The organism is Arsenophonus endosymbiont of Aphis craccivora, from assembly GCF_013460135.1.
Classification (GTDB): domain Bacteria; phylum Pseudomonadota; class Gammaproteobacteria; order Enterobacterales; family Enterobacteriaceae; genus Arsenophonus; species Arsenophonus nilaparvatae.
In genome coordinates this window covers 2353356-2379519 of sequence record NZ_CP038155.1, presented here as the reverse complement: position 1 = coordinate 2379519, position 26164 = coordinate 2353356, and the positions used below count along the sequence as shown (strand labels likewise).

Here is a 26164-nt window from a genome sequence, read left to right as displayed (position 1 = left end):
TATCTTATTTATTACAGATGATAATCCTTAGTGTTTCATACAAATTCTATTTATTAACGGCTTTGTTGAATAAATCAGAATTAGCCGACAGGATGGCTCCCTCTGCTACAGTTGTTATCCGATCCTGACGCTGTGTGGCATACCCAACAACGTCATACGGTTCAGCGCTTTGACCATCGCCATTGCTTCACCTACCTGAGCCTCATAGTCACGCAGCCTCAGATGGCCACCCAGCAAAGTTTTTATGCGGAACATCGCTGTTTCTGCCACTGAACGCCGGTGATAACCCACTTTCTTTTTCCACATATCATTACTCCTGCTCAGACGCTGATTCGCCACCGCATGGTTACGTTCATGGTACTTATCCGGCCAGTATTTCGCTCCGCTTCGCGGCGGGATAAGGGGCCTGATTTTCTTTCTTAGCAACGCGTCGTGGCAGTAACAGGCGTCATAAGCACCGTCTGCTAACACTTCCCTGATTTTCCGGTGGGTTTGGTTAATCAGGCCCGGCAGTGCCTGCGCATCTGTCGTTCCGCTGAGCGATAAGTCGGCACAGATAATCTCATGAGTCACACTGTCTGCTGCCAGATGAAGCTTGCGCCACACTCTTCGTCTGTCAGCCCCATGCTGCCTGACTTTCCATTCACCTTCGCCAAAGACCTTCAGACCGGTACTGTCGATGACCAGATGCGAGATTTCACCACGCGTTGGCGTTTTTATGCTGATGTTGACGCTCTTTGCTCGTCTGCTGACCAGCGAGTAGTCCGGACAGCACAGCGGCAAAGACATGAGTTTAAAAATCGAATCAACGAAGCCCTGTAATGCCCGTAGCGACAGGTTAAACACAAGCTTCATCATAAGGACAGTGGTAACAGCCATATCGCTGTAGTAAAGCGGCCGGCCACGACCTTCAGGCGAAGAACTGTCAGTCCATCCAGCGATGGCCGACTCATCAAGCCAGACCGTCAGGGAACCGCGTTGTCTGAGTGCCTTGTTGTACGCGGGCCAGTTGGTAATTTTAAACTTTTGCTTTGCCATGGGGACCTGATGTTGAAACGAATTTAGCGATCAGCTCCGCCAATCACCTAAAAGTTCGATTTATTCAACAAAGCCTTTATTAACTATAAATTGTCATAATATGATCTCAAGAATTGAAATGAATAATGCAATAACTAGAATGTAAATAGGTAATAATTCATTTCATTATTTAAATTAACACTTTGTCATCATAAAAATCTTTACTAAAGCTAAATTATAAAACAATATATTTAACAATCATAGCAAAATAAATATTCCAATTAATTTATTTAAAATAATTAATCGGAATTTGGTCAAAGCTGGCTCGCGCAGAAGTTGACATTTCCTTGTCAGCTTTAATAAGCATTAATTGATATATCAAGGCTATTATTGTTAAATTGCTATAAAAACATTCAAAACAATAGTTTTATTGTTAGATGGCTTTGTTGAATAAATCGAACTTTTAGGTGATTGGCGGAGCTGATCGCTAAATTCGTTTCAACATCAGTTCCCCATGGCAAAGCAAAAGTTTAAAATTACCAACTGGCCCGCGTACAACAAGGCACTCAGACAACGCGGTTCCCTGACGGTCTGGCTTGATGAGTCGGCCATCGCTGGATGGACTGACAGTTCTTCGCCTGAAGGTCGTGGCCGGCCGCTTTACTACAGCGATATGGCTGTTACCACTGTCCTGATGATGAAGCGTGTGTTTAACCTGTCGCTCCGGGCATTACAGGGCTTCGTTGATTCGATTTTTAAACTCATGTCTTTGCCGCTGTGCTGTCCGGACTACTCGCTGGTCAGCAGACGAGCAAAGAGCGTCAACATCAGCATAAAAACGCCAACGCGTGGTGAAATCTCGCATCTGGTCATCGACAGTACCGGTCTGAAGGTCTTTGGCGAAGGTGAATGGAAAGTCAGGCAGCATGGGGCTGACAGACGAAGAGTGTGGCGCAAGCTTCATCTGGCAGCAGACAGTGTGACTCATGAGATTATCTGTGCCGACTTATCGCTCAGCGGAACGACAGATGCGCAGGCACTGCCGGGCCTGATTAACCAAACCCACCGGAAAATCAGGGAAGTGTCAGCAGACGGTGCTTATGACGCCTGTTACTGCCACGATGCGTTGCTAAGAAAGAAAATCAGGCCCCTTATCCCGCCGCGAAGCGGAGCGAAATACTGGCCGGACAAGTACCATGAACGTAACCATGCGGTGGCGAATCAGCGTCTGAGCAGGAGTAATGATATGTGGAAAAAGAAAGTGGGTTATCACCGGCGTTCAGTGGCAGAAACAGCGATGTTCCGCATAAAAACTTTGCTGGGTGGCCATCTGAGGCTGCGTGACTATGAGGCTCAGGTAGGTGAAGCAATGGCGATGGTCAAAGCGCTGAACCGTATGACGTTGTTGGGTATGCCACACAGCGTCAGGATCGGATAACAGCTGTAGCAGAGGGAGCCATCCTGGCGGCTAATTCTGATTTATTCAACAAAGCCTTGTTAGATAAGTTATTACTGATGATCTTCATTCAACTGTTCAATAAAATTATTTTTCAATTGATTATAATATAAAAAAACTACCAGCCTAAAATATTCATTATGAAGTAAAGTATTACTCCTAATATAATCGGTAATATATACAAAATAAAAAACTGCTGGAAAATGGTATGACGAGGAATAGTAATTTTGGCTTCTATCTCTTCTTTTGATACTTCAGTACCTTTCGCTCTTTCAAAAATAAGATGATCTTCAATACTTTCTTTAATAAATTTCAATTGACGATTCATTCTGTTACCTGAAGCACTCAAAGCTTGACCAACAAACATTAAGAAAAATAGTAAAATAAAACCAAGATTAGCTGTCGAAAGTCCCATATTAGTACTGGGAATTGGTGAATTATGCCAAAAAAAATTTAAAAAGACCGTGTTTTGCCGTATAATAAGAGCCATAATTTTAATAAAATCATTGGCTACAGCATTTAAGCCATCCCCTTGTAAACCTTGCTTTTCTGCTAGCAAAACTAATGAAACTACAGTAGACACCAACGCTAAAGAAAAAATTATCCATCCTAAAACACGCTTTGTAATAGCGATATAAAATGCTGTTTGATAATTCATTAAATCTCCTCATATTTTTTATATTACCATTTATATTAAATGATAAAATGTTATCAAAAACATATAAATGTTATTTTATCACTAACCAAAATAAGACCTCACCTACCTATATTAAAAGATTTCTTTATTTATTTTAAATTGATAGAATTAAGCAACAAATAATGAATAATAGGAGTGCTTTTAATGTCTCATGAGCTATCTATAAAAGCTGCTATTTTTGACATGGATGGGTTATTGATTAATTCTGAACCCCTTTGGAGCCAAGCAGAAAAAGAAATTCTTAGTAAACTTGGCGTTAATACTTCAATTGCTAATCAACTTCCCGACACTCTAGGATTACGTATCGATCAAGTGGTACAACTGTGGTATTTAGCTGCCCCCTGGCAAGGAACCTCATTAGAAGAGGTGGAACAAAAAATTGTTAGACGGGTTATTGAACTTATAGAAGAACAACGACCTTTATTACCAGGTGTTAAACATGCACTTCAACTATGTCAGGATCATAATTTAAAAATTGGTTTAGCATCAGCTTCACCAAAGCACATATTAGAAAAAGTACTCACTATGTTTAATATTAGCGATTACTTTTCAGCCGTAGTATCAGCGACACCATTACCCTACAGTAAACCCCATCCAGAAGTTTATTTACAAGCAGCGAAACTGCTAGCTATAGAACCAACACATGGTGTGGCTTTTGAAGACTCTTTTCATGGTATGATTGCGGTTAAAGCTGCACGTATGCGTAGTATCGTTGTCCCACAAAAAGATCATTTCACTGATCCACGTTGGACATTAGCAGACGTCAAACTCAATACGCTGGCTGAATTAACAACTAAGCATATCGTTTAAATTTGATCAATTGGCAGTAATTTGATGCATCAGTATACTGCCAAACTAATGCAATATCACTTCTCTTATAAAAAATTGCTCTTATTATTTAATAAATAAGATATTTTTTTCGATTACACTACTCAAACTAAGCCAAAACTATTATACTTTGCAAACTGTATAAATAAACAGTAGGATATTATATGCTATGACTGCCACCGGGCATCTGTTTTTTTCAGTATCATCATTAATACTTGTGCATAAACTAGCAATAACACCTGAGTTTGCACATGGTGATTGGCTTCATTTATTAGCCGGTGCGCTACTTGGCGCACTGCTACCGGATATAGATCATCCATCCTCTTCTCTCGGACGCTTATTTCGTTTCATTTCTGTGCCAATTTGTCGTTTATGTGGTCACCGTGGTTTTACCCACAGTTTACTCGCATGGCTGCTCATTATGTTATTATCAACTCAATTGCCCAATAGTTACTGGCTTTCTGATGCCCTGATTCAAGCATTCTTATTAGGTTATTTTAGTCATTTAGTCGGGGATATGTTAACCGCGAAAGGGATACCTTTCTTATGGCCAGCAAAAATTTCTTTCTGTTTTCCTATCTTAGGTAATAATTCTAATCAAAGAGCAGAACATTCTATCGCCATATTATTAGCTATTTGTGCGATATTAATTCCATCGAACTATCAATTACCACTACGCTCGCTGTTACAAGAACCAAAAAAAAACTTTATTACATATGTAGTTAATGAATTAAATGATTTAATTTTATTCCATTCACGATGAAATATTATGAATATAAAATTGAATTTAGTTATAAGAAAATTATTTTTATTGCTGATAATATATAAGGGAAAATGAATTTCATTGGAAGTTTTTCATCATCTTACTTCACCAATGACAAAAAATCTTATACCTAGAACAATAAACCGAGCTGGAGAGTGGGTATGAATTTCCCTGTAATTATGAATGTACTTATCTTTATCCTATTATTGCTGTTATTGGCCAAAATAAGTGCAGATGGATGGAGTCTATCAAAAAAAGTTTTTGTCGGTCTTCTTATTGGTACTGTTTTTGGTGTTGTTTTACATTTAATATATGGTATTAATAATCAAATAGTGCATGATTCATTATCTTGGTTCAATATTGTAGGCAATGGGTATGTGAAATTACTTCAAATGATTATTATGCCTTTGGTATTTGCTTCCATACTAAATGCGGTAGCACGTTTGCATCAAACCTCTTCATTAGGAAAAATCAGTTTTTTCACCATTGGAATCCTTCTTTTTACAACAGCGATTGCCGCTCTCATCAGGATTATTATTACATATTGGTTTGGCTTAACTGCAGAAGGTATGGTACAAACTAGGAGTGCAACTATTCAACTTGGGATAATAGAAAATAACGGCTTTGTTGAATAAATCAGAATTAGCCGCCAGGATGGCTCCCTCTGCTACACCTGTTATCCGATCCTGACGCTGTGTGGCATACCCAACAACGTCATACGGTTCAGCGCTTTGACCATCGCCATTGCTTCACCTACCTGAGCCTCATAGTCACGCAGGCTCAGATGGCCACCCAGCAAAGTTTTTATGCGGAACATCGCTGTTTCTGCCACTGAACGCCGTTGATAACCCACTTTCTTTTTCCACATATCATTACTCCTGCTCAGACGCTGATTCGCCACCGCATGGTTACGTTCATGGTACTTGTCCGGCCAGTATTTCGCTCCGCTTCGCGGCGGGATAAGGGGCCTGATTTTCTTTCTTAGCAACGCATCGTGGCAGTAACAGGCGTCATAAGCACCGTCTGCTGACACTTCCCTGATTTTCCGGTGGGTTTGGTTAATCAGGCCCGGCAGTGCCTGCGCATCTGTCGTTCCGCTGAGCGATAAGTCGGCACAGATAATCTCATGAGTCACACTGTCTGCTGCCAGATGAAGCTTGCGCCACACTCTTCGTCTGTCAGCCCCATGCTGCCTGACTTTCCATTCACCTTCGCCAAAGACCTTCAGACCGGTACTGTCGATGACCAGATGCGAGATTTCACCACGCGTTGGCGTTTTTATGCTGATGTTGACGCTCTTTGCTCGTCTGCTGACCAGCGAGTAGTCCGGACAGCACAGCGGCTAAGACATGAGTTTAAAAATCGAATCAACGAAGCCCTGTAATGCCCGGAGCGACAGGTTAAACACACGCTTCATCATCAGGACAGTGGTAACAGCCATATCGCTGTAGTAAAGCGGCCGGCCACGACCTTCAGGCGAAGAACTGTCAGTCCATCCAGCGATGGCCGACTCATCAAGCCAGACCGTCAGGGAACCGCGTTGTCTGAGTGCCTTGTTGTACGCGGGCCAGTTGGTAATTTTAAACTTTTGCTTTGCCATGGGGACCTGATGTTGAAACGAATTTAGCGATCAGCTCCGCCAATCACCTAAAAGTTCGATTTATTCAACAAAGCCCCTTTTTTTGAGGTTATTTAATCTTATATCAAATATTCAATAGATAAATGTTGATAGGCTCAATTTTGTTAAAAAATAGAATAATAATGTCGCTAATATCAAATAAATATATTACAAGATAATTAGCGTAATTAATTATGAACAAATGAAATTATTAAAATTAATATAAATATCACTTTTATTATTGATATAAAAAATTGCATTAGTATTAAAGTTGTTATGCAAGTTTTATATTGAATATAGCTATTTTTTAGATAAAAAAAGCCACCTTAATTAGGTGGCCTTAATATTTTAAGCTTAGCAGTTACCTACTCTCACATGGGGATACCCCACACTACCATCGGCGCTACGGCATTTCACTTCTGAGTTCGGCATGGGGTCAGGTGGGACCACCGCGCTATTACCGCCAGACAAATTCTTTTCTATTTATCCCGTCTTATTTCGCTGCCTTATAGTCTGCTCACCTACCTCAGTAGCGAACATACCTCGGCCTTCAGCAAAATCCGACCAGATTCAATCTCAAAACAAGCTAAAATTCTCTCTCTCAAAACACCTTCGGTGTTGTCAGGTTAAGCCTCTCGGGTCATTAGTACTGGTTAGCTCAACGTATCGCTACGCTTACACATCCAGCCTATCTACGTCCTCGTCTCGAACACCCCTTATAGGACATTACTGTCAGGGAAGACTCATCTTGAGGCCAGTTTCCCGCTTAGATGCTTTCAGCGGTTATCTCTTCCGCACTTAGCTACCAGGCGATGCCATTGGCATGACAACCTGTACACCAGTGGTGCGTCCACTCCGGTCCTCTCGTACTAGGAGCAGCCCCCCTCAATCTTCCTTCGCCCACGACAGATAGGGACCGAACTGTCTCACGACGTTCTAAACCCAGCTCGCGTACCACTTTAAATGGCGAACAGCCATACCCTTGGGACCTACTTCAGCCCCAGGATGTGATGAGCCGACATCGAGGTGCCAAACACCGCCGTCGATATGAACTCTTGGGCGGTATCAGCCTGTTATCCCCGGAGTACCTTTTATCCGTTGAGCGATGGCCCTTCCATTCAGAACCACCGGATCACTAAGACCTACTTTCGTACCTGCTCGCGCCGTCACGCTCGCAGTCAAGCTGGCTTATGCCTTTGCACTAACCTCACGATGTCCGACCGTGATTAGCCAACCTTCGTGCTCCTCCGTTACGCTTTGGGAGGAGACCGCCCCAGTCAAACTACCCACCAGACACTGTCCTCAGCCCGGATTACGGGCCTAAGTTAGAACATCAAACATTAAAGGGTGGTATTTCAACGTTGGCTCCATGCAGACTGCCGTCCACACTTCAAAGCCTCCCACCTATCCTACACATCAAGGCTCAATGTTCAGTGTCAAGCTATAGTAAAGGTTCACGGGGTCTTTCCGTCTTGCCGCGGGTACACTGCATCTTCACAGCGAGTTCAATTTCACTGAGTCTCGGGTGGAGACAGCCTGGCCATCATTACGCCATTCGTGCAGGTCGGAACTTACCCGACAAGGAATTTCGCTACCTTAGGACCGTTATAGTTACGGCCGCCGTTTACTGGGGCTTCGATCAAGAGCTTCGCCTTACTGCTTACCCCATCAATTAACCTTCCAGCACCGGGCAGGCGTCACACCGTATACGTCCACTTTCGTGTTTGCACAGTGCTGTGTTTTTAATAAACAGTTGCAGCCAGCTGGTATCTTCGACTGGCTTCAGCTCCGGATGCTAGACCCTTCACCTAATGCCAGCGTGCCTTCTCCCGAAGTTACGGCACCATTTTGCCTAGTTCCTTCACCCGAGTTCTCTCAAGCGCCTGAGTATTCTCTACCTAACCACCTGTGTCGGTTTTGGGTACGATTAATGATTACCTATCGCTTAGAGGCTTTTCCTGGAAGCTGGGCATCAACTACTTCACCACCTTGGTGGCTCGTCATCACGTCTCAGTGTTGTAGCAGTGCGGATTTGCCTGCACTACCCACCTACTCGCTTAAACCGGGACAACCGTCGCCCGGATAGCCTAGCCTTCTCCGTCCCCCCTTCGCAGTAACCATTAGTACGGGAATATTAACCCGTTTCCCATCGACTACGCTTTTCAGCCTCGCCTTAGGGGTCGACTTACCCTGCCCCGATTAACGTTGGACAGGAAACCTTGGTCTTTCGGCGAGCGGGTTTTTTACCCGCTTTATCGTTACTTATGTCAGCATTCGCACTTCTGATACCTCCAGCAGACCTCTCAGTCCACCTTCTACGGCTTACAGAACGCTCCCCTACCCAACAACATCTAAATGTCGCTGCCGCAGCTTCGGTGCATGGTTTAGCCCCGTTACATCTTCCGTGCAGGCCGACTCGACCAGTGAGCTATTACGCTTTCTTTAAATGATGGCTGCTTCTAAGCCAACATCCTGGCTGTCTAAGCCTTCCCACTTCGTTTCCCACTTAACCATGACTTCGGGACCTTAGCTGGCGGTCTGGGTTGTTTCCCTCTTCACGACGGACGTTAGCACCCGCCGTATGTCTCCCGTGATAACATTCTTCGGTATTCGTAGTTTGCATCGGGTTGGTAAGTCGGGATGACCCCCTAGCCGAAACAGTGCTCTACCCCCGAAGATGAATGCACGAGGCGCTACCTAAATAGCTTTCGGGGAGAACCAGCTATCTCCCGGTTTGATTGGCCTTTCACCCCCAGCCACAAGTCATCCGCTAATTTTTCAACATTAGTCGGTTCGGTCCTCCAGTTAGTGTTACCCAACCTTCAACCTGCCCATGGCTAGATCACCGGGTTTCGGGTCTATACCCTGCAACTTAACGCCCAGTTCAGACTCGGTTTCCCTACGGCTCCCCTATACGGTTAACCTTGCTACAGAATATAAGTCGCTGACCCATTATACAAAAGGTACGCAGTCACACCCTGTCGGGTGCTCCCACTGCTTGTACGTACACGGTTTCAGGTTCTATTTCACTCCCCTCGCCGGGGTTCTTTTCGCCTTTCCCTCACGGTACTGGTTTACTATCGGTCAGTCAGTAGTATTTAGCCTTGGAGGATGGTCCCCCCATATTCAGACAGGATAACACGTGTCCCGCCTTACTCTTCGAGTTCACAACACTTACCGTTTCAGATACGGGGCTATCACCCTTTATTGCTGGCCTTTCCAGACCCTTCTCCTGCGGTAAATATTGATGTTGACTCTGGGCTGCTCCCCGTTCGCTCGCCGCTACTGGGGGAATCTCGGTTGATTTCTTTTCCTCGGGATACTGAGATGTTTCAGTTCCCCCGGTTCGCCTCGTTTGACTATGAATTCATCAAACGATAGTGCATTAATGCACTGGGTTTCCCCATTCGGACATCGCCGGCTAATACGCTTCATATCAGCTTACCGACGCTTTTCGCAGATTAGCACGTCCTTCATCGCCTCTGACTGCCTAGGCATCCACCGTGTACGCTTCATTCGCTTAACCTCACAACCCGAAGGGGTCTTCTACTGTCTTTTTGTTGGGTTATGGATGAGCGTCCACCAATTCTGTGTTGGGCATTGCGCGCAATGCTCACGTACTTTAGTACGCTGCGCTTGCTGTGCGCTGGCCGCCTCGAATTGCTGACTGCTCGCTCATAACTCTTCATCATGACAACAAAAACCCAACTGATTGGAGTTTTGAGAGTTCTCCACACTATTTTTTTAATAATGTGTGTTTCAATTTTCAGCTTGTTCCAGATTGTTAAAGAGCATAATTATTCGCAGCATACTGTTGCCAGCCTGCTCTGAATAACTTTTTTTCTATTTTTATCTTGCAATATGGTGGAGCTAAGCGGGATCGAACCGCTGACCTCCTGCGTGCAAAGCAGGCGCTCTCCCAGCTGAGCTATAGCCCCATTAAGATTGTCGTATCATTACACCTTACTGCTAACCTTGCCTTTCAGCCACTTCCGTCAGCAATGTTGGTAGGCCTGAGTGGACTTGAACCACCGACCTCACCCTTATCAGGGGTGCGCTCTAACCACCTGAGCTACAAGCCTAATGATACATTCTGCTCAATCTTCATCAGACAATCTGTGTGAACACTCACATTCCATCTATCTAGGTAAGGAGGTGATCCAACCGCAGGTTCCCCTACGGTTACCTTGTTACGACTTCACCCCAGTCATGAATCACAAAGTGGTAAGCGCCATCCAAAAAGGTTAAGCTACCTACTTCTTTTGCAACCCACTCCCATGGTGTGACGGGCGGTGTGTACAAGGCCCGGGAACGTATTCACCGCGACATGCTGATCCGCGATTACTAGCGATTCCGACTTCATGGAGTCGAGTTGCAGACTCCAATCCGGACTTCGACGTACTTTCTGAGTTCCGCTTCCCATCGCTGGCTCGCCTCTCTCTGTATACGCCATTGTAGCACGTGTGTAGCCCTACTCGTAAGGGCCATGATGACTTGACGTCATCCCAACCTTCCTCCGGTTTATCACCGGCAGTCTCCTTTGAGTTCCCGACACTACTCGCTGGCAACAAAGGATAAGGGTTGCGCTCGTTGCGGGACTTAACCCAACATTTCACAACACGAGCTGACGACAGCCATGCAGCACCTGTCTCAGCGTTCCCGAAGGCACTCCTCTATCTCTAAAGGATTCGCTGGATGTCAAGAGTAGGTAAGGTTCTTCGCGTTGCATCGAATTAAACCACATGCTCCACCGCTTGTGCGGGCCCCCGTCAATTCATTTGAGTTTTAACCTTGCGGCCGTACTCCCCAGGCGGTCGATTTAACGCGTTAGCTCCGGAGGCCACAGTTTATGACCACAACCTCCAAATCGACATCGTTTACAGCGTGGACTACCAGGGTATCTAATCCTGTTTGCTCCCCACGCTTTCGCACATGAGCGTCAGTCTTTGTCCAGGGGGCCGCCTTCGCCACCGGTATTCCTCCACATCTCTACGCATTTCACCGCTACACATGGAATTCTACCCCCCTCTACACGACTCTAGCTAACCAGTCTTGAATGCCATTCCCAGGTTAAGCCCGGGGATTTCACATCCAACTTAATTAACCGCCTGCGTGCCCTTTACGCCCAGTAATTCCGATTAACGCTCGCACCCTCCGTATTACCGCGGCTGCTGGCACGGAGTTAGCCGGTGCTTCTTCTGTCGCTAACGTCAATTGCTAAGGTTATTAACCTTAACACCTTCCTCACGACTGAAAGTACTTTACAACCCGAAGGCCTTCTTCATACACGCGGCATGGCTGCATCAGGCTTGCGCCCATTGTGCAATATTCCCCACTGCTGCCTCCCGTAGGAGTCTGGGCCGTGTCTCAGTCCCAGTGTGGCTGATCATCCTCTCAGACCAGCTAGAGATCGTCGCCTAGGTGAGCCATTACCCCACCTACTAGCTAATCTCATATGGGTTCATCCGCAGGTGTGAGGCCAGAACGGTCCCCCACTTTGCTCCTTAGAGATTATGCGGTATTAGCCACCGTTTCCAGTGGTTATCCCCCGCCTTCGGCCAGATCCCCATACCTTACTCACCCGTCCGCCGCTCGCCGGCAAGGAAGCAAGCTTCCTTCCGCTGCCGCTCGACTTGCATGTGTTAGGCCTGCCGCCAGCGTTCAATCTGAGCCATGATCAAACTCTTCAATTAAAAGCTTGATGCTCAAAGAATGTTTTACTGACCGTAACGCCCTTTTGTTCAACCCGCTTTGCCGATGTTTGACCACCTTCGCCGCTGCCGTCCAAAATAACGTTACTGCATATTAGTTCATATATGAATTAACTGTTTGTCACTCTTCAAGACTTTAAAATCAAATATTTTTTGATGATGTCTTGCGAGTGCCCACACAGATTGTCTGATTAATTGTTAAAGAGCGTGCGACCTAGGCCGCGAGGTGGCGTATATTACGCTTTTCACCTTAATTTTCCTTTTCGCTTTTATTCATCAATTGATGAGTAAATTGCGTTAACGGGAGGGCATTATAGATTGATTTTAGCTTTGTACAAGTACTTTTTTGAAAAAAATAAATTTGCTTTATTTATGAACAATACTTTTATTTTTTTATTGGCGATTTTTTATCTTATTAGGTAAATCTGCCAGGCTATTTATAATCCAATCAGCAGACTTTTTATCATCTTCAGTGACAGATTTTCCTGTAGTTACCAATACATTAGTACCAATATGTGCTTCTTTACCGGCTTGCATATCAGAAAGCTTATCGCCCACCATGTAAGAGGCCTTCATATTAATATTAAGTTGTTTTCGCGCTGCCAATAGCATACCAGCTTTCGGCTTACGGCAATCGCATATTTGTTTATATTTTTGTTCAATTGCATCAGGATGATGAGGACAATAATAAATACCATCAAGCTCAACGCCACGATCAATAAGAGACCAATCCATCCATTCTGTCAGTTCAAGAAATTGTGCTTCGGTTAAGAATCCTCTTGCAATAACTGATTGATTAGTAACAATAATCAATGCATAGCCCATTTTTTTTAATTCAAGCATTGCTTCAATTGCGCCTTCGATAAACTGAAAATTATCTATTTCATAAACATAACCATGATCGAGGTTAATAGTACCATCACGATCGAGGAAAATTGCCGGAATACTTTGACTCACCACATTACTCCATTAAATTTAACTTTTTTCATTATATGAAAAGCAGCTAAATAAGAACAAGAGTCGTATTTATATTTTTGTTGACTCAGACGTCTAGACGCCTTAACATCTGTGTTAAATATAGTCGAATTTTCTTACCGCTCTATTTCCATTATTTAGTAGATCACAATAATGATAAGACTTTCTAACATTAATAAAATTTTTCACCAAGGAGCACATGCAATTCACGCATTAACCAATATTAATCTGCATGTTCCTCAAGGCCAAATTTACGGAGTTATCGGTGCTTCCGGTGCCGGAAAAAGTACGCTAATTCGTTGTGTCAATATGCTTGAACGCCCAACGACAGGTGAAGTATTGATTGATGGGCAAGCGTTGACAGATCTTTCTGAAAAACAATTAATCTTAACGCGTCGTACTATCGGCATGATTTTCCAACATTTCAATCTACTTTCATCACGCAATGTTTTCGATAATATTGCCTTACCTCTAGAACTAGATAACACGCCAAAAGCCGAGATCCATCAACGCGTAACAGAGTTATTAAAGCTAGTCGGTTTAGCAAATAAAAAAGATGCCTATCCAGCCAGTCTATCTGGAGGACAGAAGCAACGCGTTGCTATAGCTCGCGCTTTAGCCAATTCGCCTAAAATATTATTATGTGATGAAGCGACAAGTGCATTAGATCCAGCAACAACACGTTCTATTCTTGATCTATTAAAAGATATTAATCGACGTTTAGGTTTAACCATCTTGCTTATTACTCACGAGATGGATGTTGTAAAACGTATATGCTATCAAGTCGCGATTATCAGTGAAGGGCGTTTAATAGAACAAGATAGCGTCAGTGAGGTATTTTCTCATCCTAAGACACCAATTGCGCAAAATTTTATTAAATCAACATTCGTATTAGATATTCCAGAAGATTATCAAACGCGTTTGCAGAGGGTTCCAGCGCCAGATTTATCGCCATTATTGAAATTGGAATTTACCGGTAAGTCAGTAGATGCACCATTAATTTCAATGTTTGTTAGAAAATTTAATATCGACATCAATATATTGAGCTCACAAATAGATTACGCCGGTGGTGTTAAATTTGGTTTTATGCTTGCTGAATTTCATGGTCTTGACGAAGGTATTGAAAAATAAATTACTTTTTTAGAAGAGCACCATGTAAAAGTGGAGATCTTAGGTTATGTCTGAAAAAATGATCATTCTGCTACTAAATGGTACGTTAGATACACTTATCATGACTTTTGTGTCGGGATTTTTGGGGTTTTTATTGGGGATTCCTATTGGCATATTACTTTATGTGACCCGCCCCGGGCAAGTTATGGAACATCTTACCCTTTATCGAATAGTGTCTGCATTGGTTAATGTGTTTCGTTCCATTCCATTTATTATTTTATTGGTTTGGATTATTCCATTAACTAAATTAATTGTCGGCACATCTATCGGTATTCAGGCCGCGATCGTTCCGTTAACTATTGGTGCAGCACCTTTCATTGCCCGTATGGTTGAAAATACGCTGTTAGAGATCCCTAATGGCTTAATTGAAGCTGCTCGTTCAATGGGTGCAACGCCGCTACAAATCATTGGTAAAATTCTGTTACCTGAATCTTTACCCGGTTTAGTCAATGCAGCGACCATTACTTTAATTATGTTAGTAGGTTACTCTGCAATGGGCGGCGCAGTGGGTTCTGGTGGACTGGGTCAGATTGCTATGCAATACGGCTATTATACCTATAACACAACTGTTATGAATACGGTTCTTGCTTTACTAATTATTTTGGTTTTTGCTATTCAATTTGTTGGTAATCACGTAATGAAAAAAACCGTAAATAAAATTATTGCTTAAAAGCACTAAGATTTAGTCTTATAGAGGTAATTATGTCTATCAAAATAAAAACTATCACCGCTGTTGCAGTGCTATTAAGCATATTAATTTTTAGTGGCTGTGGTGAAAAAACAGAAAAACCTAATCACATCAAAGTGGGTGTCATTATGGGGAAAGAGTTAGCAGTGGCTGAAGTCGCACAAAAAGTTGCCAAAGAAAAATATTAGTTAGATGTTGAATTAGTTACCTTTAATGATTTTGTATTGCCAAATGAATCCCTGGACAAAGGCGATATTGATCTCAATGTATTTCAACATAAACCTTATTTAGAGCAACAAATTAAAGATCGCAATTATAAATTAGTCGCTGTTGGAAACACCTTTATTTATACTATTGCGGCTTATTCTAAAAAAATTAAATCTGTTGAACAACTACCTGATGGAGCCCACATCGCGATCCCGAATGATCCTACCAATTTAGGACGTTCACTATTGTTGCTACAAAAACAAGGGCTAATCAAAGTAAATGCCAGTGCCGGTTTACAACCCACTATATTGGATATCACCGAAAATCCAAAAAAGCTAAACTTTATTGAACTTGAAGCACCGCAATTACCCCGTAGTTTAGATGATCCAAAAATTGCACTAGCGATTATTAATTCAACTTGGGCTAGTAGCTCCGAACCTAAATTAACGCCCGCAAAAGATGGATTGTTCATTGAGGACAAAAATGCACCTTATGTAAATCTCATTGTGAGTCGTGAAGATAATAAAGATAATGAAAATGTGAAAAAGTTTGTTAAAGCCTATCAATCCGAAGAAGTAGCTGAAACAGCCAATAAAATTTTTGACGGTGGTGCTATTCCAGGCTGGTGATCGCTTTTTCAAAAAAAATGACATTATAATAAAACAAGCGGATTATATTCGCTTGTTTTATTATAAATTTTATACAGTCAATTGTTTCTATTATTATGGCTAAAACTGATTTGTAGTTCTATTTGATTTCTTTAATAAGGAATTTATATGCGCCTATTACTCTGTTGTCTTACACTCTGTATCTCAGGCTGTAATGTACTTTCTCCAGCTGAATATAATAAACCAGATAACTCGCTAAAAAATCCAAAAAATATTCTCAAAAAAAATCACCACAAAAGCGCTCTGTGGTAAAAATTATTGATAAAACAGAAGCATTACTGGGTAAACCATTTAAGGATCTGGGCATTGTTTCCGGTATTTCATGCCAACCTAATCGACAAGATCCAAGTGTAAGTATTCCCGTAGCGAAAAAAAACATGCGGAAAAAGGCCTCTTCTCTCGGCGCGAATAGCGTGTTATTGCACCGTTGTGAAATAATTAGTACACCAGATTGTTATCAAACTGCTATTTGTGAAGGCTCTGCGCTGAATATTATTAATGGATAATTTTCAATTTAACGTGATTGGGGTGATAGAAGCACCTTATAAAGAAAAATTTGCCATCCCGAGACAACCAGGCTTAATTGATGATGGACAGGGTTATTTGCGCCTATTTCCGCCTTATAATCATCCTGATGCTGTTCGTGAATTAGAACAATTTAGTCATATTTGGCTTATTTTCATTTTTCATCAAACCATGACTGAAGGTTGGCGTCCAGTAGTAAGGCCTCCCAGTTTAGGCGGTAATACCAAAATGGGTGTTTTCGCCACTCGTTCACCATTTCGTCCTAATCCAATAGGTATATCATTAATAGAACTGAAAAATTTAATTATCCGTGATAACGAAGTAGGTTTAGCTTTAGGTAGTATGGATTTAGTTGATGGCACACCTGTGATTGATATAAAACCCTATCTGCCGTTTGCGGAATCTTTACCAAAAGCGGTTGCTGGATTTGCCCAAGCTGCACCGGCCAGTGAAATGAAAGTGTTTTTTTCAGCTACTGCCCAAAAACAGTTGATTGAGCAACAAACCCGCTATCCTTTCCTTGAGCGTTTTATTCGTCAAGTGTTAGCGCAAGATCCACGTCCAGCTTATAAAAAAAGCAAAGCTGACGAAAAAATCTACGCTGCCCATTTGCTTGATTTTAATGTTAGATGGCAGGTTTCAGCAAATATCACTGCCGTTCTCGCTATAGATACGCTAAAAAATTAAGTTATCTCTTTAGACATTAGCAACTCGCTGGTATACTAAAGGATAATTTTGTTTTAATGGTTGGTTAATACCAACTGGAAGTAATTCGTTGTTGCTGGAAGCTAATAATGCGTACAAGCCAATATCTTCTCTCTACTTTAAAAGAGACTCCCGCCGACGCAGAAGTGATCAGTCATAAGCTGATGCTTCGCGCAGGTATGATCCGTAAACTTGCTTCAGGCCTATATGACTGGCTACCAACCGGTGTTCGTGTGCTGCGCAAAGTTGAGAACATTATTCGTGAAGAAATGAATCGCGCGGATGCAATTGAGATTTCCATGCCGATAGTTCAGCCAGCAGATTTATGGCAAGAAAGTCGGCGTTGGGAGCAATATGGCCCAGAGTTACTTCGTTTTGTTGATCGTGGTGAACGACCTTTTGTGTTGGGCCCGACTCATGAAGAGGTAATTACCGATCTTATTCGTAATGAAGTGACTGCTTATAAGCAGCTGCCGTTAAACCTTTACCAAATCCACACAAAATTTCGTGATGAAGTAAGGCCACGTTTTGGTGTGATGCGCTCCCGTGAGTTTATTATGAAAGACGCTTATTCTTTTCATACCGATCAAAACTCTCTGCAACAAACTTACGATGCAATGTACAAGGCATATAGTACAATCTTTACCCGTATTGGCTTCAATTTTAGGGCAGTACAAGCAGATACTGGCTCTATTGGTGGCAATGCTTCGCATGAATTTCAGGTATTAGCTGATAGTGGTGAAGATAATATTGTTTTTTCTACCGCTTCAGATTATGCCGCTAATATTGAGCTGGCAGAGGCAATTTGTCTTACGGAAGAACGTGCAGCACCGGCTGAAGATATGCGTCTTATAGATACCCCTGACGCCAAAACTATTGCCGAGCTAGTTAATCAACATAATTTACTTATTGAAAAAACAGTTAAAACCCTAATTGTTAGTGCAGCAAAAGAGAGTGGTCATCAGCTTGTTGCCTTATTGATCCGTGGTGATCATGAATTAAATGAGATCAAAGCAGAAAAACATCCTCTGGTTGCAAGTCCACTGAAATTCGCAACAGAAGAAGAAATACGTGCAATCCTGCATGCAGGTCCCGGTGCATTAGGCCCGGTTAACTTGCCAATACCAGCAATTATCGACCGCAGCGTTGCCGTGATGAGTGATTTTAGTGCCGGCGCCAATATTGATCATAAACACTATTTTGGTATCAATTGGCAACGGGATCTACCTTTACCCGACGTTTATGATCTACGCAATGTAGTCGATGGCGATCCTAGTCCCGATGGTAAAGGAACTGTTCAAATTAAACGTGGAATTGAAGTTGGCCACATTTTTCAACTAGGAACCAAATATTCTGAAGCAATGAAGGCCAGCGTTCAATATGAAGATGGCCATAATCAAACGGTAACGATGGGATGTTATGGTATCGGTGTCACTCGGATTGTAGCAGCAGCAATTGAACAGAGCCATGATGATAAAGGAATTATTTGGTCTGATGCGATCGCACCTTTCCAAGTTGCTATTTTGCCTATGAATATGCATAAATCCTATCGCGTTAAAGAAGTTGCTGAAAAACTTTACTGTGATTTGCAAGCCAATGGTATTGATGTCATTTTTGATGATCGCAAAGAACGGCCTGGTGTGATGTTTGCTGATATGGAGCTTATTGGAATACCTCATACCATCGTGATCGGTGATCGTAATTTAGATGACAACAAGGTTGAATATAAACAGCGGCGAGATAATGAGAAAGAATTTATTGATCTTGCTGAGATAGTTGATTTTCTAAAAACAAAACTTAACTAATAAGCTTTATTGATGCAAAATGCCCTGCTAAAAATAGCTGGGCATTTGATATATATGATAATTAGTGAGAGTGACAAATACGCAGTTTATCAAATTTAATCTCGCCGGTCTGGATCAAGGTTGCATCAAACAATCCATCTTCCATTGATGGGCGGATGGTGTAATAGCCCTCAACTTCAACATAAACAGGTTTACCCGCTTCAATATCGGTTGCCAGATATCCTTTTTCTAAATCGATATTACTCACACTGTAAGTACGTCCACTTTTACACTCTTTAAATAATGCCGCGTCAGCGATATAACTATATTCCCCGCTCTTTTTATCTGGCTTTACTTGCTCTAAGGTATAATTTAAATTACTTTCTATTCGATTTCCTTCCTGATCGAGATATTCTATTTTTTTACCATCAACGCTAGGTTGAAAATAGGTTTTTTGCTCATCAGAATCAATCAAAAAGAATTTAGTGCCTTTTTTAGTCCAATTTCCTGTAGTAAAAAAAGTATTTTTTTGTTCTTCCTTACCCAAATAGGTTAATTGCTCAATAAATTTACCATGCGGATTGAAAAGAACTGTTGTTTCAATACCTGAACAATCTGCACAAGGGAGTACGCCAGTATAAATTTTATCCATTGTTTGGCTTTGTGATTGTGGCAATTTATGCTGACAGCCGGCAAGGATCATCGCACTCATTGTGAGCAATATATTCAATACTTTTCGCTTCATTATCCGCTCCAAAATCCATTCGATAAAATAGATCTATTACAATAACATTTGGTTATTTTCACCAAATCATTTTACCTAGTTACACAATATTTAAAACCATTTATTGATTTTCATTACGAACAATAAATATTAGCAAGCGTCATGCTAATTTTTCTCTCTTCGGTTGAAAAAAAGTATGGTGCTATTATGCGCTTTAATCAGTAAATGCTTATAATTACAAATATTCAAAGGCGGCAATAACCGCCACTTAACAATAGTGGTGAGGGATTATGTCTAAAGATACTGAATACAAACCAATTAACTGCGATGACTATGATTATTTAGAACTCGCTTGTCAGCATAGTCTTCAGTTAACCATAACACTGGATAATGGAGAAATTATTAAAGGCAAAGCAATTGATTTGCTGTTAAAAAAACAGGTTGAATATCTGGTTGTTGATGTTGCTAGTGAAAAAAAACAACTGCGATTAGATCATATTGTTAGTTTTAGTCATCCGGAAATTGGCGACATCGTTATTGATCATACTGGTTCATAAAAGAAATCTTGATTATACTTGCACAATAATACCCCTTACTTGAAAAGTCAGGGTTTTTTATCCGTTATCCATTTTATTTTCAATTCAGACTGGCCTTGAATAGATTTTCCTGATTGAGTAATAAATACACCAACGGCCGCAATAAGTTCATCATTATAATAAATTAAAGGCGTTCTTTCCCTTAACCAAGGCGCTACACCTAACTCCTGCCAAAGCTTTTTACTCCGTCTGGCGTGCTGACGACCAATAATTTTAATATTTCCTTTTAATCCAAATCGAATAGTAACCTGCTCATGTGGTAACGGCGCCCGTAATCCGGTTCCCTTATCTGTGACTATTAGCGTGCCTAAGTTATCAGGCAATTTAACCGAGGCAGGCAGCTGCCACGCTAAACAAATTTTAGTGAGATCGTTAAATTGTGGCAGCAACCAAAGCTGTTGTTTAAAGCGCCGAATAACATTGTTGTTAGCTAATATAAATTGCGGCTCTGCATCTGGACGCGCGCAGATCACGTCTTGCCAAATTTGTTTTAATTGAACACGAGAAGGCATCAAAATTCGATGTAAACTCACCCAACGACGTAATAGTGCGTTACGTTTCATTTCAGAATAATTTGCTAAAGTATCAAGCTGCAAGGCTCCTTCTGCCGTTACTAGCTGAGATAAATAATCTTGTAGTAATTCATTGAGTAAAGCTTCTTGTTCTGCACACAAACTGGCGCTTCTGGCCACTGCTTGTGAAAAATGCGGCCAACGCCGGTTAAAATGAGGCATTATAGCTAAACGTAAAAAATTACGATCATAGCGCTCATCTTGATTACTATCATCTTCTATCCAAGAAAGCGATTTTTTTTCAGCATAAACAACAAATTGCTGACGGCTGAATGATAATAGTGGTCTAATTAAATTGGTATCAGCAAACGGAATAGAAATTGGCATCGCAGATAAACCTGCTGGCCCACTGCCCCGTTTTAATGCTAATAAAAAAGTTTCTGCTTGATCATTTAAATGTTGGGCAGTAACAATAATTTCTTCAGGTAATAGTATTTCACGAAACACTTGATATCGTGCATCCCGCGCCGCTGCTTCTATCCCTTTTTTAGTTGGGTCGATATAAACATGCTGTGAAGAAAACTCTACCTGCCAGTCGAAACAAACTTTCTGGCAATGGATAGCCCAATCATCAGCTTTATCATTAAGTCCATGATGAATATAAACCGCACGGATATTAAGGTTTGGCACTGTGGTTTGACGTAATGACACTAAGGCATGTAATAAAACTGTTGAATCTAGTCCACCACTGAAGCCTACCAATATTCGGCGTGTTGAGCCGATGGTTTTTATAATTTGGTTCAGTAATGCAGCCTCATCAACATTCATAATTATTATAACTACCTCTGTCGTAATCATTTATTGCTCTATTTTCTACTAATTATATTACTAGTATTAATATAATTTAATGTATTAAGTAAAATTTATTTAAAAAATAAATTGATGGATAAATTTTTTAATCATGATATCTGATGATGATCAAAGATGAAAAAATTTTAAATATTAAAAAATGGAAATAACCATTGATAGTTATTTCCATTTTTATACCTTAGCTAGCGTAAAATTAGCAATAACCACATTCCATTAAACGTTGATAACGGCGGTTTCTCAACTCTTCAGGACTAAATACATCGATATCACTCAAATCATTTAAAATACGCTGTTTAAGATTATGCGCAATTTGTTCATAATTACGATGCGCGCCACCCAACGGCTCTTCAACAATGTTGTCAATCAGATTAAGTGATTTTAAACGTGAAGCAGTGATCCCCATCGCTTCTGCAGCTAATGGGGCTTTATCCGCACTTTTCCAAAGAATAGAAGCACAACCCTCGGGTGAAATGACAGAATAAGTACTGTACTGCATCATATTGACTTTATCACCAACGCCAATCGCTAATGCCCCTCCAGAGCCGCCCTCACCAATTACCGTACAGATAATAGGAACAGAGAGCCGGGACATTTCACGTAAATTACGGGCAATAGCTTCGGACTGACCGCGCTCTTCCGCTCCAACTCCTGGATAAGCTCCCGGTGTATCGATAAAGGTAATAATCGGTAACTTAAAACGCTCAGCAATTTCCATTAATCGTAAAGCCTTACGGTATCCTTCCGGTGCTGGCATGCCAAAATTACGCCGCATTTTTTCTTTAGTTTCACGTCCTTTCTGATGACCAATAATCATTACTGGACGCCCATCCAATCGAGCCAATCCACCAACAATGGCTTTATCATCAGCATAAGCACGATCACCCGCTAGCTCTTGGAAATGCGTGAATATACGTCCAGCATAATCCAGAGTGTAAGGTCGCATCGGGTGACGAGCAAGTTGTGCTATTTGCCAAGCACCTAAGTCAGAAAAAATTTTGCGTGTTAACTCTAAACTCTTTTCGCGAAGTCTAGCGACCTCTTCATCTAGGTCAATATCTAGCTTGGTATCCTGACGATTTACTGCCATTAACGAGTCTATTTTTGCTTCCAACTCCGCAATCGGCTGTTCAAAATCCAGAAAATTAAGGCTCATAATATTCCTATTTAGTCAAATTCTAATTCTACCTGCTGATTACCTAGCAGAGTTCGCAGCTCAGTCAAAAGATTATCGGTCGGAGTAACCCGCCAAGTGACGCCTAATTTTAATTTAGCGCGAGCGTCTTTCTTCTGATAATAAAGATGAACCGGTATTGTTCCTGAACGATAAGGTTCCAATGTGCTACGAATACGGTTTAATAATTGTTCATCAATTTGTCTATCTGTCAATGAAATAGCAATACATCTAGCATATTTCTCACGAGCTTCACTAAGATCCATCAGTTCACGAACAGACATTTTATTACCACCATTGAAATCATCAAAGCTGACCTGACCTGTGGCAATTAATATTTTATCTTTATCAAGTAGATGCTGATACTTTTCTAACGCATCTGAAAATAACATTATATCCAAGCGTCCAGAGCGATCATCCAAAGTACATATACCTATTCTGTTGCCACGTTTAGTGGTTACTACTTTAGCGGTCAGCGCTAAACCAACCACCGTTGACATCTGTCCTCGAGGCGTTGGATTAACATCCTTTAATCTTAATCCACTAGTATAACGTTCAATTTCAGACAAATAAGCGGTAATAGGATGTCCCGTTAAATAGAGACCCAATGTTTCGCGTTCACCTTCTAATATAAGCTGTTCAGGCCATTTAGCTACACTAGCATAAGATTGTTCAACCTGCTCAGGCGCTTCAGCTAATACGCCAAACATATCAGTTTGTCCAATTGCTTCAGCTTTAGCGTGTTGATCTGCCGCTTTTAAGGCATCTTCTAATGAAGACATTAATGCAGCACGGTGCGGACCTAAATGATCAAAAGCACCGGACATAATCAATTTTTCCATCACGCGACGATTAAGCTTTTTAGTATCAACCCGTGCACAAAGATCAAAAATTTCTTTAAAATAACCACCTTTTTGACGTGATTCAATAATAGCTTCTATTGGGACTTCACCAACACCTTTTATGGCGCCAATGCCATAAACAATTTCACCGCTATCATTGACATGAAAATGATATAATCCACTGTTGATATCCGGTGGCAATACTTTCAACTCCATACGCCAACATTCATCAACTAAACCAACCACTTTCTCAGTATTATCCATATCCGCTGTCATCACTGCTGCCATAAACTCAGCCGGATAATGTGTTTTTAACCAAAGGGTCTGGTATGAAACTAAGGCATAAGCAGCAGAATGTGATTTATTAAATCCGTAACCGGCAAATTTTTCTACCAGGTCAAAGATTTTCATGCCTAACTCACCGTCAATACCATTTTTAACCGCCCCTGCTTCAAAAACTGAGCGCTGTTGTGCCATTTCTTCAGGCTTTTTCTTACCCATCGCCCGACGGAGCATATCTGCTCCCCCTAGAGTATAACCAGCAAGCACCTGAGCAATCTGCATAACTTGTTCTTGATAAAGAATGATACCGTAGGTAGGCTCTAAAACCGGTTGTAATGATTCATGCTGCCATTCAACATCAGGATAAGAGATGGCTTCTCGTCCATGCTTACGATCAATAAAATTATCCACCATCCCTGACTGTAATGGGCCGGGACGAAAAAGTGCAACCAGAGCAATCATATCTTCAAAGCAATCAGGGCGTAATCGCTTAATCAAGTCTTTCATACCCCGAGATTCTAGTTGGAATACCGCTGTCGTTTCGGCCCGTTGTAATAGTTCAAAACATTTTTGATCATCGAGAGGGATGGTCGCGATATCAATGGGCGCTAAATTTTGTTTTGCCCGACGTTGATTAATCATATTTAACGCCCAACTAATAATTGTCAAAGTCCTTAGACCAAGAAAATCAAATTTTACCAGCCCGGCGTATTCAACATCATTTTTATCAAATTGGGTAAGCGGATTTTGTCCTTCAGGATCACAATAAAGGGGGGCAAAATCTGTTATTTTGGTCGGTGCAATAACTACGCCACCCGCATGTTTACCTGCATTACGTGTCACACCTTCAAGTTTGCGCGCCATGTCTATTAATGCTTTAACTTCTTCATCATCATCACAAATTTCTTGCAATTGTGGTTCTACAACGAATGCTTTTTCAAGCGTCATACCGGGATCCGGCGGAACTAATTTGGCGATACGATCAACAAATCCATACGGATGCCCCAGTACCCGACCAACATCTCGAATAACCGCTTTTGCGGCCATGGTACCAAAAGTAATAATTTGTGAGACAGCATCACGACCATACATTTGCGCCACATGTTCAATGACCTGATCGCGTTTTTCCATACAAAAATCAACATCAAAGTCAGGCATGGAAACACGCTCAGGATTAAGAAAACGCTCAAATAGCAGATCAAATTGAAGCGGATCCAAGTCCGTAATTTTTAATGCATAAGCGACTAATGAGCCTGCGCCGGATCCTCGTCCCGGGCCTACCGGAATAGCGTTATCTTTTGACCATTGAATAAATTCCATTACGATCAGAAAATAACCAGGAAATCCCATCTGATTAATCACTCGTAACTCGATATCTAAACGTTGATCATATTCAACCCGTCGCTCAGCTCTCTCCTTCTCGTCGGGATAAAGAACTTGTAAACGCTCTTCTAACCCGGCTTTTGCACATTTGATCAGGAAATCTTCCGTTACCATATCGCCGGTCGGGAATTGCGGCAAAAAATATTCGCCTAAACGCATCATTACATTACAGCGCTTAGCAATTTCGACACTATTTTCCAACGCCTCAGGAATGTCGGCAAATAACTCAACCATTTCCTGTTCACTGCGTAGATATTGCTGAGGACTATAATTTTTTGGTTTTTTCGGATCAGCGAGTGTAAAACCATCATGGATCGCGACCCGTATTTCATGGGCAGCAAAATCATCGCCATTAATAAAGCGTACATTATTGGTGGCAACGACTGGCACACCTTTTTGTGCAGCCAATTGGACAGCGGCATGTAAATAACTCTCTTCATCAGGCCGTCCAGTTCTGGCAATTTCTAGATAATAGTTATCTGGGAAATGGGTTTGATAAAAATCCAAACATTGTTCAACTAGTTGCTGCTTTCCGCGCAACAAAAATTTACCCACATCTCCCATGCAACCACCAGAGAGTAATAATAGTCCATCTTTATGGGTTACTAGCCAGTCTTGTTTGATAGTTGGTCCGATCGCGCCATAGCCTTTTTGATAGGCTGCGGAAATAAGCATGGTTAGATTATGGTAACCTTTATTATCCCTGGCCAGGATAGTCAAATGGGCAACTTCATCGCCGAGTAATTCACTCTCTAGATAAAAATCTGCACCAATAATTGGCTTCACTCCGGCAGAATGTGCCGCACCATAAAATTTTATTAAACCATAAAGATTGGTAAAATCGGTTATTGCCATTGCAGGCATACCTAATTCTGCCACTCGATTAACGAGTGGATTAATTTTTGCTAATCCATCAATAATGGAATAGTCACTATGTACGCGTAAGTGTATAAAACGTGGTTCGGCCATTTT

16 protein-coding genes, 2 tRNA genes, 3 rRNA genes and 3 pseudogenes are annotated in these 26164 nt (G+C 41.6%); 11 read left to right on the top strand and 13 right to left on the bottom strand.

What is annotated here, in order from left to right; all coding sequences use genetic code 11:
- Window positions 1-114: 114 nt before the first annotated feature.
- A complete protein-coding gene (locus tag E3U36_RS12020; protein WP_180816591.1) occupies window positions 115-1038 on the bottom strand; it encodes an IS5 family transposase in 924 nt (307 codons plus the stop codon).
- A 493-nt stretch (window positions 1039-1531) separates the two neighbouring features.
- Between E3U36_RS12020 and E3U36_RS12015 the strand changes: the two genes are divergently transcribed.
- The gene (locus E3U36_RS12015; protein WP_180816040.1) at window positions 1532-2455 is read left to right on the top strand and encodes an IS5 family transposase; all 924 of its coding nucleotides are present in this window, start codon (window positions 1532-1534) and stop codon (window positions 2453-2455) included.
- A gap of 136 nt (window positions 2456-2591) precedes the next feature.
- On the opposite strand, the gene E3U36_RS12010 is transcribed toward E3U36_RS12015, so the two are convergent.
- Window positions 2592-3131 carry a YniB family protein gene (locus E3U36_RS12010; protein ID WP_180816675.1) on the bottom strand — a complete coding sequence of 180 codons (540 nt, stop codon included), beginning with the start codon at window positions 3129-3131 and terminating at the stop codon, window positions 2592-2594.
- A 183-nt stretch (window positions 3132-3314) separates the two neighbouring features.
- Between E3U36_RS12010 and hxpB the strand changes: the two genes are divergently transcribed.
- The 3 genes and pseudogenes from hxpB to E3U36_RS11995 all read left to right on the top strand — a co-directional run.
- Complete coding sequence (hxpB, locus tag E3U36_RS12005; protein ID WP_180816674.1) at window positions 3315-3980, top strand: hexitol phosphatase HxpB; 666 nt, start codon at window positions 3315-3317, stop codon at window positions 3978-3980.
- 187 nt (window positions 3981-4167) lie between these two features.
- Window positions 4168-4761 (top strand): metal-dependent hydrolase, encoded by a 594-nt coding sequence (locus E3U36_RS12000; RefSeq protein WP_180816673.1) that lies wholly within the window; start codon window positions 4168-4170, stop codon window positions 4759-4761.
- Between the two features lie 161 nt (window positions 4762-4922).
- Window positions 4923-5381: pseudogene (locus E3U36_RS11995) on the top strand (cation:dicarboxylate symporter family transporter); the annotation flags it as partial.
- Window positions 5382-5437: 56 nt separating this feature from the next.
- Here the strand turns inward: E3U36_RS11995 and E3U36_RS11990 are convergent.
- The 7 genes and pseudogenes from E3U36_RS11990 to gmhB form a co-directional block, all read right to left on the bottom strand.
- A pseudogene (locus E3U36_RS11990) lies at window positions 5438-6361 on the bottom strand (IS5 family transposase).
- A 370-nt stretch (window positions 6362-6731) separates the two neighbouring features.
- A 5S ribosomal RNA gene (rrf, locus tag E3U36_RS11985) occupies window positions 6732-6847 on the bottom strand.
- Between the two features lie 154 nt (window positions 6848-7001).
- Window positions 7002-9905: ribosomal RNA gene (locus tag E3U36_RS11980) — 23S ribosomal RNA — on the bottom strand.
- Between the two features lie 336 nt (window positions 9906-10241).
- Window positions 10242-10317 (bottom strand) — tRNA-Ala (locus E3U36_RS11975).
- Window positions 10318-10384: 67 nt separating this feature from the next.
- Window positions 10385-10461, bottom strand: a tRNA-Ile gene (locus E3U36_RS11970).
- A 66-nt stretch (window positions 10462-10527) separates the two neighbouring features.
- Window positions 10528-12072, bottom strand: a 16S ribosomal RNA gene (locus tag E3U36_RS11965).
- The 16S, 23S and 5S rRNA genes sit together here with 2 tRNA genes alongside, the layout of an rRNA operon.
- Before the next feature lie 411 nt (window positions 12073-12483).
- Complete coding sequence (gmhB, locus tag E3U36_RS11960; protein ID WP_180816671.1) at window positions 12484-13047, bottom strand: D-glycero-beta-D-manno-heptose 1,7-bisphosphate 7-phosphatase; 564 nt, start codon at window positions 13045-13047, stop codon at window positions 12484-12486.
- A gap of 171 nt (window positions 13048-13218) precedes the next feature.
- Here gmhB and metN point away from each other — a divergent pair, with 171 nt between their 5' ends.
- The 6 genes and pseudogenes from metN (at window position 13219) to proS (ending at window position 18833) form a co-directional block, all read left to right on the top strand.
- Window positions 13219-14196: a methionine ABC transporter ATP-binding protein MetN gene (gene metN / locus E3U36_RS11955; protein WP_180816670.1), complete on the top strand. Its 978-nt coding sequence runs from the start codon at window positions 13219-13221 to the stop codon at window positions 14194-14196.
- A 46-nt stretch (window positions 14197-14242) separates the two neighbouring features.
- Entirely contained in the window at window positions 14243-14905 is a 663-nt protein-coding gene (metI, locus tag E3U36_RS11950) for a methionine ABC transporter permease MetI (RefSeq protein WP_180816669.1), read from the top strand.
- 32 nt (window positions 14906-14937) lie between these two features.
- Window positions 14938-15759: pseudogene (locus tag E3U36_RS11945) on the top strand (MetQ/NlpA family lipoprotein).
- 284 nt (window positions 15760-16043) lie between these two features.
- Window positions 16044-16304: an Rcs stress response system protein RcsF gene (rcsF, locus tag E3U36_RS11940; RefSeq protein ID WP_238337466.1), complete on the top strand. Its 261-nt coding sequence runs from the start codon at window positions 16044-16046 to the stop codon at window positions 16302-16304.
- The gene (gene tsaA / locus E3U36_RS11935) at window positions 16297-17010 is read left to right on the top strand and encodes a tRNA (N6-threonylcarbamoyladenosine(37)-N6)-methyltransferase TrmO (RefSeq protein ID WP_180816668.1); all 714 of its coding nucleotides are present in this window, start codon (window positions 16297-16299) and stop codon (window positions 17008-17010) included. Before rcsF ends, tsaA begins: the two co-directional genes overlap by 8 nt.
- 107 nt (window positions 17011-17117) lie before the next feature.
- Window positions 17118-18833: a proline--tRNA ligase gene (gene proS / locus E3U36_RS11930; RefSeq protein ID WP_180816667.1), complete on the top strand. Its 1716-nt coding sequence runs from the start codon at window positions 17118-17120 to the stop codon at window positions 18831-18833.
- A 61-nt stretch (window positions 18834-18894) separates the two neighbouring features.
- Here proS and E3U36_RS11925 read toward each other — a convergent pair whose 3' ends face one another.
- On the bottom strand, window positions 18895-19524 hold the full coding sequence (locus tag E3U36_RS11925) for a copper resistance protein NlpE N-terminal domain-containing protein (protein ID WP_238337465.1): 630 nt from the start codon (window positions 19522-19524) through the stop codon (window positions 18895-18897).
- 302 nt (window positions 19525-19826) lie between these two features.
- On the opposite strand from E3U36_RS11925, the gene rof reads away from it, so the two are divergent.
- Window positions 19827-20093 (top strand): Rho-binding antiterminator, encoded by a 267-nt coding sequence (rof, locus tag E3U36_RS11920; RefSeq protein ID WP_180816665.1) that lies wholly within the window; start codon window positions 19827-19829, stop codon window positions 20091-20093.
- Window positions 20094-20140: 47 nt separating this feature from the next.
- Here the strand turns inward: rof and tilS are convergent, their stop codons facing one another.
- The 3 genes from tilS to dnaE form a co-directional block, all read right to left on the bottom strand.
- Complete coding sequence (gene tilS, locus E3U36_RS11915; protein WP_180816664.1) at window positions 20141-21472, bottom strand: tRNA lysidine(34) synthetase TilS; 1332 nt, start codon at window positions 21470-21472, stop codon at window positions 20141-20143.
- Between the two features lie 235 nt (window positions 21473-21707).
- Window positions 21708-22667, bottom strand: coding sequence for an acetyl-CoA carboxylase carboxyl transferase subunit alpha (gene accA, locus E3U36_RS11910; RefSeq protein WP_180816663.1), 960 nt, complete (start codon window positions 22665-22667; stop codon window positions 21708-21710).
- 11 nt (window positions 22668-22678) lie between these two features.
- On the bottom strand, window positions 22679-26161 hold the full coding sequence (gene dnaE / locus E3U36_RS11905) for a DNA polymerase III subunit alpha (protein WP_180816662.1): 3483 nt from the start codon (window positions 26159-26161) through the stop codon (window positions 22679-22681).
- Between the last annotated feature and the right edge of the window lie 3 nt (window positions 26162-26164).

Coding starts and splice junctions, on each gene's coding strand:
- E3U36_RS12020 (WP_180816591.1), bottom strand. CDS start 1,038: ATGGCAAAGCAAAAGTTTAAAATTACCAACTGGCCCGCGTACAACAAG.
- E3U36_RS12015 (WP_180816040.1), top strand. CDS start 1,532: ATGGCAAAGCAAAAGTTTAAAATTACCAACTGGCCCGCGTACAACAAG.
- E3U36_RS12010 (WP_180816675.1), bottom strand. CDS start 3,131: ATGAATTATCAAACAGCATTTTATATCGCTATTACAAAGCGTGTTTTA.
- hxpB (WP_180816674.1), top strand. CDS start 3,315: ATGTCTCATGAGCTATCTATAAAAGCTGCTATTTTTGACATGGATGGG.
- E3U36_RS12000 (WP_180816673.1), top strand. CDS start 4,168: ATGACTGCCACCGGGCATCTGTTTTTTTCAGTATCATCATTAATACTT.
- metN (WP_180816670.1), top strand. CDS start 13,219: ATGATAAGACTTTCTAACATTAATAAAATTTTTCACCAAGGAGCACAT.
- metI (WP_180816669.1), top strand. CDS start 14,243: ATGTCTGAAAAAATGATCATTCTGCTACTAAATGGTACGTTAGATACA.
- tsaA (WP_180816668.1), top strand. CDS start 16,297: ATGGATAATTTTCAATTTAACGTGATTGGGGTGATAGAAGCACCTTAT.
- proS (WP_180816667.1), top strand. CDS start 17,118: ATGCGTACAAGCCAATATCTTCTCTCTACTTTAAAAGAGACTCCCGCC.
- E3U36_RS11925 (WP_238337465.1), bottom strand. CDS start 19,524: ATGAGTGCGATGATCCTTGCCGGCTGTCAGCATAAATTGCCACAATCA.
- rof (WP_180816665.1), top strand. CDS start 19,827: ATGTCTAAAGATACTGAATACAAACCAATTAACTGCGATGACTATGAT.
- tilS (WP_180816664.1), bottom strand. CDS start 21,472: ATGAATGTTGATGAGGCTGCATTACTGAACCAAATTATAAAAACCATC.
- accA (WP_180816663.1), bottom strand. CDS start 22,667: ATGAGCCTTAATTTTCTGGATTTTGAACAGCCGATTGCGGAGTTGGAA.
- dnaE (WP_180816662.1), bottom strand. CDS start 26,161: ATGGCCGAACCACGTTTTATACACTTACGCGTACATAGTGACTATTCC.